Here is an 18909-nt window from a genome sequence, read left to right as displayed (position 1 = left end):
TAGCAGTGAATATATACGAATGGGAGGCCATGTGATGAAAAGTGATCTGGAACAGCCCAAGCAGCATTCTGAGCAACAAGTACAGGGCCCCGAGCATAAACTTCACGGTGAACGGGCGGAAGAATTCGCGGAACGTTTAATCACCATTCGGCGACACCTGCATCGTAACCCGGAATTGTCCGGCGAGGAAAGGGAGACGACGGTAGCCATTCGCAGTTGGCTGGAAGAGGAAGGCGTCCGTATTGCAGACGAATATGCGCTGCGGACAGGGCTTGTCGCTGAAGTGGGTCAGGGGGACGGCCCTGTGGTTGCCCTAAGAGCCGATATTGATGCGCTGCCCATTCAGGAAGAGACAAAGCTGGAATTTGCCTCCCAGGTAGATGGAAAGATGCACGCTTGCGGACATGACGCACACACGGCAATTCTGATTGGTGCTGCACGATTACTGAAACAGCGCGAGTCCAGTTTGCCGGGAAAAGTACGGTTGATATTCCAGCCATCGGAGGAAAAAGCAACGGGTGCACGCCAAGTGATCCAGAGTGGTGCATTGTCCGATGTTCGGGCGGTATTCGGATTACATAACAAACCTGATCTCCAGGTAGGTACGGTGGGCATTCGGGAAGGCGCATTGATGGCAGCAGCAGACGGTTTTGTTGTCAAAGTGGAAGGTGTAGGCACCCATGCAGCCGTGCCTGAAGCCGGCATTGATCCAATCGTGGTTGCCGCACATATTGTTACGGCATTACAGGCCATTGTGAGTCGCAATTTGGGAGCACAGGAGAGTGCTGTAATCAGCGTCACCAAGCTCCACAGCGGTACAGCCTGGAACGTCATTCCTGATGAAGCGATACTCGATGGCACAGTGCGTACCTTTGATGAGAAAGTGCGTGCACGGATTCGCGAACGTTTCAATCAGGTAGTCGCCGGTGTGGCGGCAGCCTATGGCACACGGGCTACAGTTCGCTGGATTCAGGGACCACCTGCCGTGGTAAACGATGAGTCTCTCGTATCTGCGGCGGAGCAAGTTGCAAGTGAGATTGGATTAAACAGTGTTAGACCGCTACCTTCTCCAGCAGGTGAGGACTTCTCTTTTTATCAAAAAGAAGTTCCGGGCCTGTTCCTCTTCCTGGGCACCTCTGGCCCGCATGAGTGGCATCACCCTGGCTTTGATGTGGATGAACGGGCTCTGCCGCTGGGAGCACATCTTCTGGCAGTACTGGCTGAACGGGCACTGCACAATGTGCAAGCACATCTGGAGTGAGGGAAGAAGTTAAACCCTGGATCATATCCAGATGATCGAAACGGTTCTGTTCTGCGGCACCGTTTATCGTATTCCCTTTTTTTAGTGAGAGCGAGGTAGGAACGACGATTCGTTGAATCTTATCAGATGGTATAATTATGGTTAGGGCTGGCGCAGAAGCGTCAGCTCTGTTTGAGTTTTCATACAGAAAGAGCAGCTAAAGGTATTGTTAAATTTTATTTTTTTTAATGGAAATATTTGTTGACGCTTCCCAAAAAGATGTGCTATATTTTTCTCGACGTTTAATCGTAATAATTACTATTAGATAAAAAAGGAGAACAGGAGTAGTCGCTGCGATGAAACAGGAGATCGATTTTATCAAGTTCAGTCCCACCCAAAACATGACGATTCTGGTTAAAACAGATCATGCAGCCGAGCAATACAGTCATATTGCTACCCGCCTAATGTCGTATGACAATGTTTACGCTGAGCAAGTGGGATTCATTGAACCAACGAGGAGATCGGAAGCTGCTTCTCATCTGGAAATGGCCGGAGGAGAGTTCTGTGGCAATGCCTGCATGGCACTTGCAGCACACCTCGCATCTGAAGCAGGACTGGCACATCAGGAATCTATGGATATCATGTTGGAGGTTTCCGGAACCGACCAATTGATCATGTGCCATGTGAAGAAGCAGCAGAACGAATACGACTGCCAGGTAACCATGCCGATTCCGAAGCAGATCGAACAACGAACAATCCGATATGAAGGCATTGAGCTCGATATGGTGATCATCCGGTATGCTGAGTTCATCCATATCGTGATCGAAGTTGATGACTTCGACGATACGATGAAGAAGAGGGCACAGACCCTTGCAAGATTACTGGGACTAACCCTGGGAGATAAGCTGATTGGTATCTTGTTATATCAATCACACTTGGAAGAAATGGCCCCACTCATCTATGTTCCGGAGCTGGACAGTCTGATCTGGGAAAGAGGGTGTGGTTCGGGTACGGCCTCCGTAGGAGCGTATCTCGCATGGAGCCAGCAGAGGCAGATTACGCAGTACATCAAGCAGCCCGGTGGTGCGATCAAAGTAGCGGCCCAGTGGGATGGCGCAGAACTTGGGAGCATTACGATTGAGGGATCGGTTGGCATCGTGGCACAGGGCAAAGCCTTCATAGATGCTCCAGCAGAATGGAGCGTTGTAAACGCATGAGGGACATGATACATGATCGAGACAACGTATAGGGGGAAAAGAAATGATCACATTGGTCCATTTTCAGACATGTTTGAGTGAATTTGCAGAGAAATTCGATAAGCTCGCGAGTAAGTATGATCATACGATTCAGCATAGTTCAGAGCTGGAGGCTGTGATCAATGACTACTCCCGCTTTGTGACCGATCCGGAGAATAAGGCAGCCTGGGAACAGTTAGAGCAGTCGGAGCTGGAAGAATTAGATTCACTTGTATGGGCTTTAAGAAATAAATCCGCCCTGTGTGTGGCGATCATGGAGAAATATCGTGCATTGAAGTTAGAGAACGGGGATGTGCAGATTGCCGATTATTTCAAAAATATCGAAGAGTGTATCGATAAAGAATTTGGCAGTTTCCATGTCACCTCCGATTCCAACGTATTGCTGGTAGGCTCCGGTTCATTCCCCATGACACCATTACTCATCGCCAAGCGAACAGGTGCACAGGTTGTCGGGATCGATATTGATGAAGAGTCCGTTTCACTTGGGCAAAAGGTGGTGGAGACACTGGGCACGGCAGGCTTGAAGATTCGTTTGGAGTCAACATTGCTGGAGGATCTGGATTATACCAGGGAAGCAACCCATATCATTTTCAGCTCTACGGTGGCCCTTAAATATGAGCTGCTTGATCAACTGCATGCCCTGACGAATGCGCAGGTGGTTGTAGCCATGAGATACGGTGATCAGTTGAAGTCCTTGTTCAATTATCCCATGAGAGAGACGGACAGCAACAAGTGGAAGCTGGTTGATACGATTCTGCGCCCGGATGATGTATTCGATATTGCGTTGTATCAAAAAGCATAGGTATGCAAGTGCATCCAAGTGCGTCCAAATGGATTACAGATTGAACATGGAATTAAGGAGGCTTATATGAGCAATCTTCAGCGAATCCTGATACTCGGAACCGGACCTGCATCCATTCAGCTTGCGGCAACGCTCAAAGATCATCTCAACTGCTGTATAGGCATTGCGGGGAGACAATCGGTTCGTTCAGCATCCGTATTCTCAGCCCTTGAAGAGAACAATCAACGTATTCAGGTCAGCATTCAAAATGAGAAACATCAATCGCTCGCAGGTGAGTGTTACGTTGATCATGTGTTCAAGGGATATGACACCATTGAGGGCGAATGGGACACACTCATTTTGGCGGTTACCACCGATGCTTATATCGATGTATTGGAACAAATGAAAAATGAATTCATTAAACAACTGAAATGTATCATTTTGATTTCTCCAACATTCGGGTCGAATCGACTCGTGACCCATTACATGAGAGAGCGGAATGCAGCGCCGGAAGTGATCAGTTTCTCTACCTACCTTGGAGATACCCGTTGGATGCACGAACTTCCGTCCAATCATGTGATTACAACAGGGGTTAAGAAAAAGGTCTATATCGGTTCCACTCGTTACCCGTCTGAACAGGTCAGTAAGCTATACCAAGTGTATGATCGTTTGGGTATTGTGCTGGAAGTGATGCAATCTCCACTGGAGGCGGAAACGAGAAATATCTCGTTGTACGTGCATCCACCCTTGTTCATGAATGACTTTTCATTAGAAGCCATCTTTGGAGCTTCGGATATTCAGAAGTACGTATACAAGATGTATCCTGAAGGTCCGATTACACAGGTTTTGATACGGGAAATGCGGGCACAGTGGCAGGAGATTATGAATATTACGGACCGACTTGATATTCAGGGAGTCAACCTGCTTCAATTCATGACGGATGACAACTATCCGGTTCGATTAGAGAGTATATCACGCCAGGATATCGAGAATTTCGATCATTTGCAGGTCATTCATCAGGAGTATTTATTATACATACGGTACACCTCATTATTGATTGATCCATTCTCGGAACCCGACTCGGAAGGGAAATATTTCGACTTTTCAGCAGTCCCATTCCGTAAAACGTTCATGAACCGCGAAGGGGAACTGGACATCCCCCGTATGCCCAAGGAAGATTACTACCGCATCAAAATCATTCAGGGCATTGCCAGACATCTCGATGTGAGCTGTCCAACCATTGATCAATTTATCGCCAGGTATGAGGCGAAGATTCAGGAAGTAGCTGACGCACACCCGAATCAACGCTTGTCCGACGCCTTTGTGATCCAATCCTTTGACGAGGATATCCGCATGATCTGCACTGGACTTTCAAGTAATAGGGTCTGATTACATTTAAATAATGCAAATTAAATTTTGTTTTACACAGTAACGGAGGGGGCAGAAAGAACCTGAAGAAGCGAAGCGTTCGCCTTTATCACCGGATTTTCTCTTTGGAAAAGAGATCAAAAAAATCTGGGGATAACAGCGATAGGAAGGTTGTTCTGACCACGTAGTGGTCTTGTGTAAAGTTTGAATTTAATTTGCTCATCAGGAGGAAATGTTGTGAAAAAGGGTCTTACTTTTACATCTATACTATTGCTGGTGTCTGCCATTGCGCTGCTCGCCGGATGCGGACAGAGCCAAAAAGAGACAGAGAGCGCCCAAACGGAGCCTGCCAATAGCCAGGTACAAACGGAACTTATCTATGCTTCTGCCAAAGATATTAATGATATGAACCCCCATCTGTACACTGGTTCCATGCCTGCACAAGGGATGGTATACGAATCTCTGGTGGAAAACACGCCTGACGGGATCAAGCCATTGCTGGCTGAATCATGGGATATCTCCGAGGATGGCAAGACGTATACTTTTCATCTGCGACATGATGTGAAATTCCATAATGGAGAGCCGTTCAACGCAGAGGCGGTTAAACAAAATATCGATGCAGTACAGGCAAATGCCGAAAAACATGCTTGGATCAAGCTGTCTACCAAAATCACGAGTGTAAAAGTTATCGATGAGCATACGGTGGAGCTGAGGCTGTCGGAAGCCTATTATCCGGCACTGGTGGAATTGTCCATGACAAGACCTTACGTCTTCATATCACCCAAGGATTTCAAGGATGGTGGAACCAAAGACGGAGTAAGTGGTTTCCACGGCACAGGACCATACAAGCTTACTGCTCATAAAGTCGAAGAGAATGCCACGTTTGAAGCCAATGAAGACTATTGGGGTGGTGCACCTGCAATCAAGAAAATCACATCCAAGGTTCTTCCCGCAGGTGAAACGACATTCCTGGCACTACAAAAGGGAGAGATCAACTTTGTGTTCACGGATGACCGGGGAGCAGATAGCATCGATGTCGAAGCCATGGACCAATTGGCTGAATCTGGTGGTTATCAAGTGGTCCGAAGTGAAGCGATGAATACCAATATGATCGTAGCCAATAGCAGTCGCGAGAATAGCCCGGTTCAGGAAACGGCAGTGCGGGAAGCGTTATGGGTGGGCATTGATCGGGAAACGATCAGTAAAGATATTTTCAACGGAACGCAGACTGTAGCGGACACGCTATTTTCAGCCAATGTCAATTACGCCAAGGTAGACCTGAAGAAACGGGAGTATGATCCGGAATTGGCTAAAAATCTTCTGGACCAAGCTGGCTGGACATTGGCAGATGGTGAAGGGGTGAGAACGAAGAACGGTCAGCCTTTAGCCATGAAATTATACTATGACAGCAACTCGTCCTCACAGAAAATACAGGCCGAATTGATCCAGTATTCCATGAAAGAATTGGGAATTCAGCTTGAAATCTTGGGCGAAGAGTCCACTTCCATTGCGAATCGGAGAGCCACCGGGGAATATGACCTGCTCTTTAATCAAACCTGGGGGCTGGCCTATGATCCACAGAGTACCATTGCTGCATTTACGTCTGATTCAGCATACAAACATACGACAAGCGGAATTGCTGAAGCAGATGAACTATATCAGAAAATCGATGCGGTTATGGTCTCCACGGACGAGGCTTCACGCCAATCCCTGTATGCCGACATTATGAAGATCGTCCATGATGAAGCAGTCTTCATCCCGATTACCAACGGGCGTGTCACCGTAGTCGCTCCTGGGAACCTCGATGGAATCTCATTCAAACAGACCCAATATGAACTACCTTTTGAAAAAATGAATTTTAAATAGAGCGGAGATGGCTATGGGAAGTTATATCGTCAAAAGGATTCTGTTAACCATCCCTTTACTGATTATCATTTCATTTATAACGTTTGTTCTGATTAATCTATCTCCCTTGGACCCAGCGGTTGTGGTGTTACAGGCACAGGAAGTTCCGCAGATCACGGATGAATTAATTGCCCAGACGAACAAGGCATTGGGGTTCGATCAGCCGTTCATGATCCAGTATGTGAACTGGATCATGGCTGTTGTGCAGTTGGACTTTGGTAACTCTTATGTATCTGGTGACCCCGTATGGTCATTGATGGGGCCGGCTTTTATGAACACATTGAAGTTAACGCTTGTCTCATCGGTATTCATTATTGCGCTGTCCATCCTGCTGGGTGTGATCTGTGCCATGAGAGAAGGCAAGCTGCTGGATCGATCAGTCAGAGGCGTATCATTTTTCCTTACCGCCATGCCATCCTACTGGCTTGCAGCCATGATGATCTGGTATTTTTCCGTCAAGCTGGACCTGTTACCTACCAGTGGCATGGACTCGTATCGAAGCTACATTCTGCCGGTGATTGTAATCACGGTGAGTTATACGGGCATTTACTTCCGAACGGTTCGAAGTTCCATGCTGAACAATATGAATGAGGACTATGTGTTATATGCACGGGCAAGTGGTCTGAGTGAGAAGAAAGTTACACTTCATATTCTAAGAAATTCATTACAGGTGGCCGTGTCCATCTTTTGTATGGCGATCCCGATCGTGTTGGGCAGTACGGTAGTCATCGAAAATGTATTTGCCTGGCCGGGACTCGGTAGGCTCAGTGTAAAATCCATTTTAAGCAGAGATTTTCCGATTATTCAGGCGTATGTTCTGATGTTGGCTGTAACCTTTGTCTTATTTAACACGTTATCCGACATCATTAATGCGGCGATGAATCCCCGTTTGAGAAAGGAATTCTGATGCGAATATTGAAAAATCTGAGCAAAGACAAGCTTGCGTTGACCTCTTTGGTAGTGATTATGGTCGCGATTATGGCGGGCGTACTGGCTCCGCTTATTGCGCCGCATGATCCTGGACAAGTGAATATGAAGCTTCGTTATGCCTCCTCATCCTGGGATTATCTATTAGGCAATGATCATCTGGGCAGATGTGTATTATCCCGGCTTATCTATGGTATCCGTCCAAGTGTGTTATGGGTTCTTGTTGCGCTGAGCCTTTCTGTTCTGATTGGAGCTATTGTTGGATTCGTCGCGGGTTATTTCAAGGGGAAAGTGGATGCATGGATCATGAGAGTCTGTGACATTATGCTGTCTTTCCCCGGATACGTGATGACACTGGCGGTGGTCGGTATTTTGGGTGCAGGACTGGAGAATATTTTGATTGCCTTTGTGTGCATGAAATGGGCCTGGTTTGCCCGCGTTATTCGAACATCTGTGATGCAATTCTCCGATATGGATTATGTAAAATTCGCGAAAGCCTCCGGCACACCCAATCTGAGAATTATAACGAAACATATTGTTCCGGTTACCTTTGCCGATATTGCTGTCATTGCCAGTGGTTCCATGTGTTCGATGATGTTGCAGATCTCCGGCCTTTCCTTTCTGGGTCTTGGTATTCAGGCTCCGCATGCAGAGTGGGGCATGATGCTCAATGAGGCGAGAGAAGTCATGTTCTCCAGACCTGAATTGATGTTGGCACCGGGCCTGGCCATTGTGGTGGTGGTGTCTGCTTTTAATTTTCTATCGGATGCGCTTCAAGTGGCTCTGGACCCCAAATTGATGACCTCTCAAGGTAAGTCTGACAAGTCTTACGAAAGTGAGGTGAGAAAGACTACTTATGAATATAGTCGAGGTTGAACATTTGAAAGTATGGGATACCAATACAGGTAAAGTGATCATTCATAACAGTTCATTCGAAGTTAAGCAAGGAAGCTGCATGGCCATCGTGGGGGAAAGTGGTAGCGGGAAGTCCGTTACGTGCAGGGCTATCATGCGACTGAACAAGCCATGGATTCGCCAATCGGGCACAATGTTATTTCAGGGCGAAGACCTGAACCAGCTTTCGGAACCGGAGATGCGGCGTAAGCGGGGCAAGCATCTGTGCATGATTTTGCAGAATGGCATGAGTGCATTTGATCCCTCCTGTGTTATTGGTGTCCATATTCGGGAGACGCTTCAGCAGCATTTTGGCTGGAATACCCGCGAGATTGAACGGAAAATCATCAATGCCATGGAAAGCGTCATGCTCAGACATCCGCGCGAGATTCTGAATCAATATCCACATCAGCTGTCCGGTGGGATGCTGCAACGAATCATGATTGCACTAGCATTGGTGCTTGAGCCTGATCTCATTATTGCGGATGAGCCGACCACGGCGCTGGATACGATTTCCCAATATGAAGTGGTGGAGCAATTAATTCAATTACGTGAACGCATGGGCTGTTCCATGATGTTCATCTCCCATGATCTCGGCGTTGTTCAGAAGATTGCAGATGACGTGATGGTCATGAAAGACGGCAAGATCGTCGAGCGCGGTAGCATGCATTCTGTTTTGACAGAGCCGGAGCATGCCTATACACAGTATCTGGTCTCTACCCGATTGGAGCTGAGCAATCATTTTAAGGCGTTGATGCAGGAGGACTTATAGATGCTAAAGGTGGAAGGTATCGAAAAATCATATAACCAGGGCGGACTGTTCTCCAAGCACAAAAAACAAGTATTGAAACAAGTTACTTTTGAATGCCGGCAGGGCGAATGTCTGGGCATCATCGGTGAAAGCGGAAGCGGCAAATCGACGTTGGGCCGTCTGATCCTGGGCATTGAACGGCCGGATCGTGGAACGATCTCGCTGGATGGTAAAGACGTACAGGATCGACGTGTACGGATGGGTAACCTCAGCGCCGTTTTTCAAAATTATACGTCATCCATCAATCCATTTCTTAATGTGGAAGCTGCCATTATGGAACCAATGCAAGCACAGCAAAAGCTGCGAAAGGATCAGGGTAACTCAGAGAAGGTGGATCTGTTGCTGAACCAAGTTGGACTGGACCCTTCCTATAGATCCAAATATCCGCATGAACTATCCGGCGGGGAGGCTCAGAGAGTGTGCATTGCGAGGGCCATCTCGACAGCCCCAAAACTTATCGTATTCGATGAAGCGATCAGCTCACTGGACGTGTCTGTTCAGATTCAGGTGTTGCAATTACTGCAAGAGCTTAAGGAAATCTACAAGCTGAGCTATGTCTTTATCACACATGATATACAGGCGGCAGCCTATATTTGCGACAGGGTCATTATTTTCAGAGATGGTCAGATTGAGGAAATAGTTCCTATTGAGCAGCTAAAGGATGTTCAGTCAGACTATGCGAAGAAATTATTGAAGCATTTAATTACATTTTAGGGGGAACACCCATTGTGAGTGGAGCGATGTCTTGGCCTTTTCTGCGCTTGTACATACTGGTTCTTCTATATTTCAGTGCCAATGCCATTCTTAACGTGATCATCCCATTGCAAGGGGCGTCTTTGGGCGCGAGCGGTACAACGATTGGACTGATCATGGGCGCGTATATGTTCACAACCATGTTTTTCAGACCATGGGCAGGTCGGATTATTCAAAAGCACGGTCCGATCAAAATATTGCGTTTGATTCTGATCATCAATGGATTTGCGCTGATTTTATATACCTTTACGGGACTCGGAGGTTATTTGGTTGCTCGTATTTTACAAGGTGTATCGACAGCGTTCTTCTCCATGGCCTTGCAGATTGGCATTATTGATGCTCTTCCGGAGAAAGATCGGTCACAGGGAATTTCGTATTATTCGCTGTTCAGTTATATACCGGGGATCGTGGGGCCTGTTATCGCGTTAGGAATCTGGCAGACGGGTGGTATGGATTATTTTACAGTGGTTCTGATCGGCATTGCCGTCTGTACGGGCGTCTTCGGATATACCGCCAAAATGGAACCAAGCAAGGAGCAACCTGCTGAGAATCTTTCGGAGCAGAACGTGAGTATGTGGGAATCCTTTGCTCAGTTGGTGAAAAATCCGTTTCTGTTTCGATGCAGTGTATTGATGCTTGCGGCTTCCGTTGTATTTGGTGCAATTACAACCTTTATTCCGCTGTATGCGAGCCAAGTACCCAATGGGAATGCGGGTGTGTATCTGATGCTTCAGGCCGGGACGGTTGTGCTGGCTCGAATCCTGCTCCGGAAAAGGATTCCTTCTGATGGGAGATGGCATTCTCCTTTTATCATGGGTACCCTGTTTCTTTTGGCCGTTGCTGCCCAATGTGTGAGTTTTTCGGTGACAGGAGGCGTAGTCTTTTTCTATGTGGGGGCTATATTCATGGGCATTGCTCAAGCCATTCTGTATCCGACGCTCACGACCTATTTGTCTTTTGTGTTGCCTAAGCTGAACCGGAACGTCCTGATCGGGTTATTTATCGCGATGGCTGATCTGGGTATTTCTCTGGGTGGTGTGATTATGGGACCGGTTGCTGACTTTTCTTCCTATTCATTTATGTACATGATGTGTGCTATCCTAGGAGCGGTAATGATCGTTTTTGCCTATGAACGGCGTAGATCCGTGACAGGTACATCTGTGAGTTGATTGCCAGGAGAGAAAGTGGTGACGAACGTTTGAAGTCTTCGGTGACAGCAACATCCAATGGAAAATTAAATCCGGTATCCTTTTCGTTTATCCGGTTTTATATGCTGGCCTTTTTATTTTTTGCGGCAAATTCAGCTTTGACGATTATTCTGCCTTTGAGAAGCGAAGCTGCGGGATTGAATCAGGCCGAGATTGGTCTGATGATGGGGGCATATATGTTCACCTGTATGCTCTTGAGACCTTTTGCAGCACAGCTGCTGGGTAAGCATGGGCCGCTTCGTGTGATGCAATGGCTATTGCTTTTACACGCCGGGACGTTGCTGCTGTTTGTTGTTTTTGGTGTGGAGACGTATCTGTGGTTGCGAGCCCTGCAAGGGGTGGCTACGGCCTTTTTCTCCATGACGATGCAGGCAGGCATTGTGGAAAAGCTGGAGGACAAAGACCGGGCACAAGGGCTGTCCATGTACACCCTGTTTACGATGGTTCCTTCTCTGGTCATTCCGATCCTCGCCATACAAATCTGGGAAAATGCCAGTGATCTGGCGTTTACGCTGCTGATGATCGGACTGGCGGCTTTGCCACTTCTGATTGGGTATAATGTGGATCTGCCGCGGAGTACCGTACAGAACAAATCGTACACCTTGGGCGATATGTTGCGTTCATTTGGCGGCATCTGGCGCAGTACGCCACTGCTGATTAGCAGTGTGGTCATGTTGTTTGCATCCTGCGTCTTTGGTGCGACAGCGACCTTTCTTCCCCTATATATGGTATCCACCGGAATGGCGAGTGCTGGGGTATTTCTGACGATACAGGGATTGGTTGTGATCCTGTGCAGGTTTATTTTACGTAAAAAAATTCCGTCCGATGGTAGCTGGAATACCTGGCTGATGGCCGGGTTAATGCTGTGTGCAGCACTGGGAACCCAGTTGCTCAGCCTGATGGAGATCATCGGGCCGTTGGTGTATCTCTCCGCAGTGTTCAGCGGCTTTGCCTTGGCACTGTTGTACCCGACATTAACCACATACTTGTCTTTTGTGTTGCCTGCAGATTCCAGATATGTACTCATGGGGATCTTCATGTCCTCGTATGACCTTGGATTCTCTTTGGGTGGACTGGCGATGGGGCTTATTGTACAGGTAAGTTCGTATTCGACCATGTTTATGATCTGCACGTTGCTCTCTATTGCAGCGATGATTCTGGTGTTGGTGTTCAGGCAACGGATGGAAGCGGGGAATAAGGCCAAATCTGTGGTGTCTGTATAAATTGAACTAAAGAACATTTACAGAGGAGGTTTATGACTCACTTCTTGCCAAAACGTATCCTCAGGATGCGAAAGTGCAAGGGCTGGTCATCAGCCTTTTTTTGTTTTTTTGCAGGTTGAAATCAAAAATAGTTTGACAATGACCGTCCAACAGGATTATAGTCATTGTTATTAATCGTAATAATTACTATTAAGATCCGAATTACACAGACTGCACATATAAGGAGTAGAGATCTATGACACAAAAGCAAGTTCCCGTAACCGTACTGAGTGGTTACCTCGGTTCAGGGAAAACAACGGTTTTGAATCATGTGTTGAACAACAGACAAGGGCTCAAAGTTGCGGTGATTGTCAACGACATGAGTGAGGTGAACATTGATGCTGCGCTGGTCAAGGGGGAGGCAACCTTGTCTCGAACCGAAGAGAAGCTGGTGGAGTTGTCGAACGGTTGTATCTGCTGCACCTTGCGGGATGATCTGATGCAAGAGATTGAGAAGCTGGTGAACGAAGGCAAGTATGACTATATTTTGATCGAATCCACCGGAATCAGTGAACCTGTTCCAGTTGCACAGACCTTTACATACGCCGATGAGGAGTCGGGTATTGATCTGACTCGCCTGGCCCGATTGGATTGTCTGGTAACGGTGGTGGATGCCAATCGATTCTGGCATGATTTTGGATCAGGACAGAGTCTTCTGGATCGTAATCAGGCGACTGGAGATGAGGACACCCGTGACGTCGTAGACTTGTTGATCGATCAGATCGAAACCTGTGATGTACTGCTGCTGAACAAATGTGATCTGGTCGATGACACCGAGCTGAACAAGCTCGAAGGCATCATCCGCAAGCTACAGCCTAACGCCAAGATCATTCGGACCGAGAATGGACAGGTGAATCCGTCTGAGATTCTGAATACAGGCCGCTTTGATTTCGAAAAGGTGAGCATGTCCGCTGGATGGATTCAGGAGCTGGAGAAGGAGTCGCATACACCGGAAACCGAGGAATATGGCATTGGTTCCTTCGTTTATCGCCGCAGAAAGCCATTCCATCCTTCCCGTCTGGCTGAGTTCATGAGTTACTGGCCGGAAGAAGTGGTACGTGCCAAAGGTTTGGTATGGCTCGCGGCTGAAGGGGATGTTGCTGCAAGCCTCAGTCAGGCAGGGCCATCCATTCAGTTCGGTCCTGCGGGACATTGGGTCGCGGCGTTGCCGGAAGCGGACAAAGAGGAGATTTTACGTAGCGAACCCGATGTTCTGGAGAAATGGGATGCCCAGTGGGGAGATCGTCAGACGGAGCTTGTCATGATCGGGATCGAAATGGAGCGTGCGAGCATTGAAGATGAGCTGGACCAGTGCCTGCTTAGTGATGAAGAGATGCTGGCCGACTGGGGCCATTTTGATAATCCCCTACCATGGCCTGTGGAAGCTGTATAAGTCGGAGAGGACAGAAAGGACCTGAAGAAGCGGAGCGTTCGCCTACAAGCTTTCTGCAAGAAAGCTGCATCCGAAGCATATGCTTCGCCTTTATCCCCGGATTTCCCCTTTATAAAAGGAATTAAAAAAATCTGGGGATAACAGCAATCGGAAGGTTGTTCTGTCATCGGAGTGTGCAGTGTAAATATTCTTTAGTTCAATTTATAAACATAAATTCAAGGGATAAAGGAGCTGGATTTCATGGCTAAAAAATCAAAAGTGGTACGTGAGAAGCAACGTCAGGCGATCGTGGCAAAATATGCGGACCTGCGTCGGGAATTGAAGGAAAAAGGGGATTACGAGGGATTGCAGAAATTGCCGCGGAATGCATCTCCGACTCGTTTAAAGAACCGTTGTGAAGTGACAGGCCGCCCGCGGGGTTATCTACGCAAGTTCAAGGTGTCTCGAATTAAGTTCAGAGAACTGGCACATCAAGGGCAGATTCCTGGTGTAACAAAATCCAGCTGGTAACATGATCAAAGGGTGGTATTTTGCTGAAAGGGTGTGCATCTTCATGTTGGACTCGTTTACGTTACGAAGAATTCAGTCGGTGATGAATGGCTATATTCACGAGAAGGTTCCTGCGCCACTGCGTACGATGGTGAAGTTGACCTATGTGATGAATGACAATGAATTGATCCTGACCGAAGAAAGACCCGCCGAGGAACGGTATCAATGGGAGAAGATGCATATTGCCCGATTTTACTGGGAAGAAAATCAGTGGAAGGTGTTTGCCAGAGATGAACAGAGCAGCTGGAATCCGGTAGATGTTATTACACCTTGTTCCGATTTTGAAAATGTGCTCGAGCAGGTGGAGCGGGATGAGGCTGGGCTGTTCTGGCGGACGTGAGCGAGTTCAAAGATAACCACATGCAGTGGCTATCTTTGGACTTTTTTTGTGTCCAAGAATCAATGAAGCAAAGAGGGGGGATCTTTTGGTCTTCCTTCCTTAATGGGCAAAAGAATAAATAAAATCTGTTTTCCAATAAAAATTTATTGTAAAACGATAAATATTATGATAAATTCATATCACTTAAAACAAGTGAGGTGCTTTTTGTGAAGCGAGGTACAACCATCTTTTTAAAATTGGCTGTGTTGCTTATTGGTGTTCCCATTCTTGCCTTATGCATATTCGGCATACCCTGGTTAGCGAACAATCCGGTGAATCCGAATTATGCAGGTGCGCTATACCCCATAGTGATTATTATGTATGTGTCAGTTATTCCGTTTATCGTTGCACTGTACCAGGCATTCCGTCTGCTGAGCTATATCGACAAAAATGAAGCGTTCTCTCTAATGTCAGTGAGATCCTTAAAAACAATAAAATATTGTGCTATTGTAATTAGTAGTCTTTATTTTGTGATGTTGCCATTCCTTTTTGTTGTAGCAGAGAAAGATGATGCCCCAGGCCTCATTCTTATGGGAATGGTTCCTATTTTTGCTTCATTGGTCATTGCAGTGTTTTCCGCAGTGCTCCAAAGATTGTTACAGGAAGCGATTGATATCAAATCAGAAAATGACCTAGTGGTCTGAGGTGAATATATGGCCATTATAATCAATATTGATGTGATGTTGGCAAAGCGTAAAATGACGGTTACCGAGCTAGCAGAGAGAGTTGAGATCACGATCGCCAATATTTCCATATTAAAAACAGGAAAAGCAAAAGCGATCCGTTTATCCACTCTGGATGCCATCTGTAAAGCACTGGATTGTCAGCCTGGAGATATTTTGGAATATAAGGCTGACGAGGACGAAGATACAAATGAACATTTGTGAAAAATGACCGAAGAAGACTCTGCATGTTGTATGCAGAGTCTTCTTTTACGTCAGCTTGAGGAAGTAACTTTGTGCCTATAACAAATGATTGTGCATCATTCGAAATTGCATAGGTGTTACGTTTTCCTGGGTTTTAAAACATCGGATGAAGTAGCTTGATTGAGAGAACCCCGTTTCCAGCGTAATTTGTTTAATGGAAAGGTTGGTTGTTGCGAGCAGTTGTTTCGCATGTAGTAGTCTGGATTCCAAGAGGAATTCCGGGAAAGAGATTCCAAACGTTTGACAGAACTTTCGGCTAAAGTATGTTGTACTGTATCCTGCAATCCCGGCGGCGTGGTCTAGTGTAATGTGCTCGTTACTATGGGAACGAATATAATTCCCTGCTTCACGAATTCGCTCTGAAGTGTGATTGAGCGAAACATTAATCCGGCTCGCAGCGGATTGCAATCGGGTCAGAAGTTCATAGAGTGTAGCTGCTACACTGTGCTCGTCCTCCACTTGATAGCCTCTGCCTAGCTCCAGTAATCGATCCATCAGTTTGGTAATCACCGGGAGGTTGGAACATTGGAACAGCCACGGCTCGTCAACCCCTTTTCCATTTAACAGCTCTTCGAGACGAACGCCGTAAAAGTGAATCCAACGAATATTCCAAGGGTCATCCGAATCTGAATAGTAGGTTTGTCTGAGACCGGGACCATAGAGGAATCCCTGTCCACGCGTTAGCTCATAACAAGTGGTTCCAGTGTCCAAGTAGCCTCTACCGTCAAGTACAAGGTGCAGGTTATAGCAATACTCCAAGTTGATATCTTTCGTTTGATATTCCCGATTCACATGATGCTTTGGAAAATCACTGTACCCTCCAATAAAATCGGGAAAACATACATGTCTGGGGAAAACCGGCTTGGGGAGAAAGAGGTGTTCTTTCACGTGCATCCTCCATTTAAACGCAATATTTTTATGTAGTGAACTGAAATAGATTCAGCCTACTGTTATTTGAATCTTAGGCAATGACAATATTTTATTATAAGTCGCATAATCTTGTCATTTATTATCTGTGAAGGTTCCAATAGAATGGAGGCAATATGGCAGGTTAAGGGGGCAATTAAAGGTGGCAAAATCAATCCAAATGGATGAATTGAAATTGGGGGTCTGTTATTACCCTGAGCACTGGTCGGAAGCGTTGTGGGAGGACGATTTCCGTAGAATGAAAGAGATGAATATCACAGTTATTCGGATGGCTGAATTCGCATGGTCCATCTTTGAACCAGAAGAAGACCAGTTCGATTTTAGTTTTTTCCAGAAGGCACTGGATCTGGCGCATCAATATGGTTTAAGTGTTATTTTGGGAACACCTACTGCAACTCCACCAGCGTGGTTAACATCCAAATATCCTGAAGTATTAAACGCAAATAAGGACGGGGTGTTGTATCAACACGGAATGCGGCGTCATACCAACTACAGCAGCCCAATCTTCAGACAGCAATGTGAAAAAATCGTGCGCAATATGGTAATCGCCTATAAAGATCATCCGGCTCTTATTGGCTGGCAGATCGATAACGAATTCAATTGTCATATGGATGTTTTCTACGCTGAGGCAGATCATGTCGCCTTCCGTGAATGGCTTAAGAATCGTTATGAATCGTTGGAGAATCTGAACCAGGCATGGGGAACCGTATTTTGGAGTCAGACCTATACCGACTGGGAGCAGGTTCACCTTACCCGAAATATGGTTAGTCAATCGCCAAATCCTCACCTGGCATTGGATGAAAAGAGATTCATCTCAGCCAATACGATTTCATTTGCCAAGCTTCAGGTGGACATCATTCGGGAACTTGATCCGAAACAATGGATCACAACAAACGGTACGTTTGGACATTTGGATAATCATGAAATGACAGAGGATTTATTGGATTTCTTCTCTTATGATTCGTATCCGCAGTTTGCCACGATCTTCCCAGGGACAGACGATAACTCATTACAAGATCGGGCCTGGAGCATGAAACTGTCGAACGTACGTAACATGTCACCGAACTTCTGCGTCATGGAACAACAGTCTGGGCCAGGAGGCTGGGTTGACAGTATAGGCATGGGTACGCCAAGACCGGGACAGATCCGATTATGGTCGTATCAATCTGTTCTGCACGGAACAGATCTGCTCGTCTACTTCCGCTGGCGGACGGCAACATTTGGCACCGAGATGTACTGGCATGGCATCAATGATTACCATAATCAACCCAACAGAAGGGTACGCGAGGTTGCGCAAGTAGGGGAAGAGTTTGCCAAGATCGGGCGTGTTATTGCAGGTACTACATATCAAGCCGATGTTGCGATCCTACAGGACTATGATAACCTGTGGGACGGGGAGTTGGACGAGTGGCACGGCCCGCTTCAGCAACAGAGTGTACGCTCCTGGTATAAGCAGCTCCAGTATCGTCATATTCCGACGGACATGGTTACACTGCAACCAACGACAACACTGGAAGCGTTATCTGATTATAAGGTGATCATCTATGCTCATCCGGCCATCATGACAGACGAGACAGCAGAACTTCTGCAAGCCTATGTCAGTCAAGGGGGAGCCCTGTTTTTCGGTGCGCGCACCGGATATAAGGATCTCAAGGGGCATTGTTACATGAGGCCGTTCCCTGGGGCTGTCGCTGAGTTGTGTGGTGTAACCGTAGAGGACTTTACCTTAATCAAAGGAACCATTCCAGCAGCCAAACTGCAATGGAGTGGGGCGAGTGAGCGACTTCAGGAGGGAACGTCAACGGCCGGATTTAATGAAGTTCTTCATGTGGAGCGTGCTGACGTGCAGATCATGGCTGAGTATACATCCGAATATTATGCAGGTAGTCCTGCATTGACCAAACGTACGGTAGGTCAGGGGCAAGTATGGTATTATGGAGCGGCTTACAATGAACCGGTCGTTGATGCTCTCCTGGATGAAATAGGGCTATCTTCACCTGTGGGTGACCTGGTAGAGGTACCTTCCGAAGTTGAGCTTGGTATCCGTTCCGGTAAGGATAAAGCTTATGTATTTTTGCTCAACTACTCGGATCACCAAGTGGCTATCAAGCTTAAAAAACAAGCCAAAGAGTTGCTGTCGGGTACAACACTTCAGAATGAGATCAACATGCCCGCGTATGGTGTATTCATTTTTGAGATCGATTTGCCACATTAAGAAATTCATTCATCCATCCACATAGGTTTATATATAGAAAGAAACAACAAAAAATGCCTTGCAGCCATTGCAAGGCGTTTTGTATATGCAGGATGTAATGTTGAATACACGATGA

At 46.7% G+C, this 18909-nt stretch carries 18 protein-coding genes; 17 read left to right on the top strand and 1 reads right to left on the bottom strand.

What is annotated here, in order from left to right:
- Nucleotides 1-34: 34 nt before the first annotated feature.
- The 16 genes from MKY92_RS24105 to MKY92_RS24030 all read left to right on the top strand — a co-directional run bounded on the left by MKY92_RS24105 (nt 35) and on the right by MKY92_RS24030 (nt 15613).
- A complete protein-coding gene (locus tag MKY92_RS24105; RefSeq protein WP_339297909.1) occupies nt 35-1261 on the top strand; it encodes an amidohydrolase in 1227 nt (408 codons plus the stop codon).
- 335 nt (nt 1262-1596) lie between these two features.
- Nucleotides 1597-2457 (top strand): diaminopimelate epimerase, encoded by an 861-nt coding sequence (locus MKY92_RS24100; RefSeq protein WP_339297908.1) that lies wholly within the window; start codon nt 1597-1599, stop codon nt 2455-2457.
- 43 nt (nt 2458-2500) lie between these two features.
- Complete coding sequence (locus MKY92_RS24095) at nt 2501-3298, top strand: SAM-dependent methyltransferase (protein ID WP_339297907.1); 798 nt, start codon at nt 2501-2503, stop codon at nt 3296-3298.
- Between the two features lie 66 nt (nt 3299-3364).
- On the top strand, nt 3365-4666 hold the full coding sequence (locus MKY92_RS24090; RefSeq protein ID WP_339297906.1) for an opine metallophore biosynthesis dehydrogenase: 1302 nt from the start codon (nt 3365-3367) through the stop codon (nt 4664-4666).
- Between the two features lie 216 nt (nt 4667-4882).
- Nucleotides 4883-6511 carry a nickel ABC transporter substrate-binding protein gene (gene nikA / locus MKY92_RS24085; protein WP_339297905.1) on the top strand — a complete coding sequence of 543 codons (1629 nt, stop codon included), beginning with the start codon at nt 4883-4885 and terminating at the stop codon, nt 6509-6511.
- Nucleotides 6512-6524: 13 nt separating this feature from the next.
- On the top strand, nt 6525-7457 hold the full coding sequence (opp1B, locus tag MKY92_RS24080) for a nickel/cobalt ABC transporter permease (protein ID WP_339301899.1): 933 nt from the start codon (nt 6525-6527) through the stop codon (nt 7455-7457).
- On the top strand, nt 7457-8353 hold the full coding sequence (gene opp1C, locus MKY92_RS24075) for a nickel/cobalt ABC transporter permease (RefSeq protein WP_339297904.1): 897 nt from the start codon (nt 7457-7459) through the stop codon (nt 8351-8353). Before opp1B ends, opp1C begins: the two co-directional genes overlap by 1 nt.
- Nucleotides 8334-9143 (top strand): ABC transporter ATP-binding protein, encoded by an 810-nt coding sequence (locus MKY92_RS24070; protein WP_145325176.1) that lies wholly within the window; start codon nt 8334-8336, stop codon nt 9141-9143. Before opp1C ends, MKY92_RS24070 begins: the two co-directional genes overlap by 20 nt.
- Nucleotides 9144-9896: an ABC transporter ATP-binding protein gene (locus MKY92_RS24065; RefSeq protein WP_339297903.1), complete on the top strand. Its 753-nt coding sequence runs from the start codon at nt 9144-9146 to the stop codon at nt 9894-9896.
- A gap of 14 nt (nt 9897-9910) precedes the next feature.
- Nucleotides 9911-11104 (top strand): MFS transporter, encoded by a 1194-nt coding sequence (locus tag MKY92_RS24060; protein ID WP_339297902.1) that lies wholly within the window; start codon nt 9911-9913, stop codon nt 11102-11104.
- A gap of 101 nt (nt 11105-11205) precedes the next feature.
- Nucleotides 11206-12366: an MFS transporter gene (locus MKY92_RS24055; protein WP_339301897.1), complete on the top strand. Its 1161-nt coding sequence runs from the start codon at nt 11206-11208 to the stop codon at nt 12364-12366.
- A gap of 235 nt (nt 12367-12601) precedes the next feature.
- Nucleotides 12602-13798 carry a GTP-binding protein gene (locus MKY92_RS24050; RefSeq protein WP_339297901.1) on the top strand — a complete coding sequence of 399 codons (1197 nt, stop codon included), beginning with the start codon at nt 12602-12604 and terminating at the stop codon, nt 13796-13798.
- Between the two features lie 240 nt (nt 13799-14038).
- The gene (gene rpsN / locus MKY92_RS24045; RefSeq protein WP_339297900.1) at nt 14039-14308 is read left to right on the top strand and encodes a 30S ribosomal protein S14; all 270 of its coding nucleotides are present in this window, start codon (nt 14039-14041) and stop codon (nt 14306-14308) included.
- Between the two features lie 43 nt (nt 14309-14351).
- Nucleotides 14352-14687 (top strand): DUF3024 domain-containing protein, encoded by a 336-nt coding sequence (locus MKY92_RS24040; protein ID WP_181155550.1) that lies wholly within the window; start codon nt 14352-14354, stop codon nt 14685-14687.
- 206 nt (nt 14688-14893) lie between these two features.
- Entirely contained in the window at nt 14894-15370 is a 477-nt protein-coding gene (locus MKY92_RS24035; protein WP_307542436.1) for a DUF2975 domain-containing protein, read from the top strand.
- A gap of 9 nt (nt 15371-15379) precedes the next feature.
- A complete protein-coding gene (locus tag MKY92_RS24030) occupies nt 15380-15613 on the top strand; it encodes a helix-turn-helix transcriptional regulator (protein WP_076211193.1) in 234 nt (77 codons plus the stop codon).
- A gap of 75 nt (nt 15614-15688) precedes the next feature.
- Here the strand turns inward: MKY92_RS24030 and MKY92_RS24025 are convergent, their stop codons facing one another.
- On the bottom strand, nt 15689-16546 hold the full coding sequence (locus MKY92_RS24025; protein WP_339297899.1) for an AraC family transcriptional regulator: 858 nt from the start codon (nt 16544-16546) through the stop codon (nt 15689-15691).
- Between the two features lie 175 nt (nt 16547-16721).
- On the opposite strand from MKY92_RS24025, the gene MKY92_RS24020 reads away from it, so the two are divergent.
- Nucleotides 16722-18794 (top strand): beta-galactosidase, encoded by a 2073-nt coding sequence (locus MKY92_RS24020; protein WP_339297898.1) that lies wholly within the window; start codon nt 16722-16724, stop codon nt 18792-18794.
- Nucleotides 18795-18909: the final 115 nt, after the last annotated feature.

It is taken from the genome of Paenibacillus sp. FSL R5-0623, from assembly GCF_037974265.1.
Taxonomy (GTDB): domain Bacteria; phylum Bacillota; class Bacilli; order Paenibacillales; family Paenibacillaceae; genus Paenibacillus.
This window is presented reverse-complemented; position numbering and strand designations above follow the sequence as displayed.

What these genes read in the sequence shown, in the direction of transcription:
- MKY92_RS24055 (WP_339301897.1), top strand. Translation starts at nt 11,206, where the DNA reads ATGCTGGCCTTTTTATTTTTTGCGGCAAATTCAGCTTTGACGATTATT.
- MKY92_RS24070 (WP_145325176.1), top strand. Translation starts at nt 8,334, where the DNA reads ATGAATATAGTCGAGGTTGAACATTTGAAAGTATGGGATACCAATACA.
- rpsN (WP_339297900.1), top strand. Translation starts at nt 14,039, where the DNA reads ATGGCTAAAAAATCAAAAGTGGTACGTGAGAAGCAACGTCAGGCGATC.
- MKY92_RS24025 (WP_339297899.1), bottom strand. Translation starts at nt 16,546, where the DNA reads ATGCACGTGAAAGAACACCTCTTTCTCCCCAAGCCGGTTTTCCCCAGA.
- MKY92_RS24030 (WP_076211193.1), top strand. Translation starts at nt 15,380, where the DNA reads ATGGCCATTATAATCAATATTGATGTGATGTTGGCAAAGCGTAAAATG.
- MKY92_RS24050 (WP_339297901.1), top strand. Translation starts at nt 12,602, where the DNA reads ATGACACAAAAGCAAGTTCCCGTAACCGTACTGAGTGGTTACCTCGGT.
- MKY92_RS24040 (WP_181155550.1), top strand. Translation starts at nt 14,352, where the DNA reads ATGTTGGACTCGTTTACGTTACGAAGAATTCAGTCGGTGATGAATGGC.
- MKY92_RS24065 (WP_339297903.1), top strand. Translation starts at nt 9,144, where the DNA reads ATGCTAAAGGTGGAAGGTATCGAAAAATCATATAACCAGGGCGGACTG.
- opp1C (WP_339297904.1), top strand. Translation starts at nt 7,457, where the DNA reads ATGCGAATATTGAAAAATCTGAGCAAAGACAAGCTTGCGTTGACCTCT.
- MKY92_RS24105 (WP_339297909.1), top strand. Translation starts at nt 35, where the DNA reads ATGAAAAGTGATCTGGAACAGCCCAAGCAGCATTCTGAGCAACAAGTA.
- MKY92_RS24095 (WP_339297907.1), top strand. Translation starts at nt 2,501, where the DNA reads ATGATCACATTGGTCCATTTTCAGACATGTTTGAGTGAATTTGCAGAG.
- opp1B (WP_339301899.1), top strand. Translation starts at nt 6,525, where the DNA reads ATGGGAAGTTATATCGTCAAAAGGATTCTGTTAACCATCCCTTTACTG.
- MKY92_RS24100 (WP_339297908.1), top strand. Translation starts at nt 1,597, where the DNA reads ATGAAACAGGAGATCGATTTTATCAAGTTCAGTCCCACCCAAAACATG.
- MKY92_RS24090 (WP_339297906.1), top strand. Translation starts at nt 3,365, where the DNA reads ATGAGCAATCTTCAGCGAATCCTGATACTCGGAACCGGACCTGCATCC.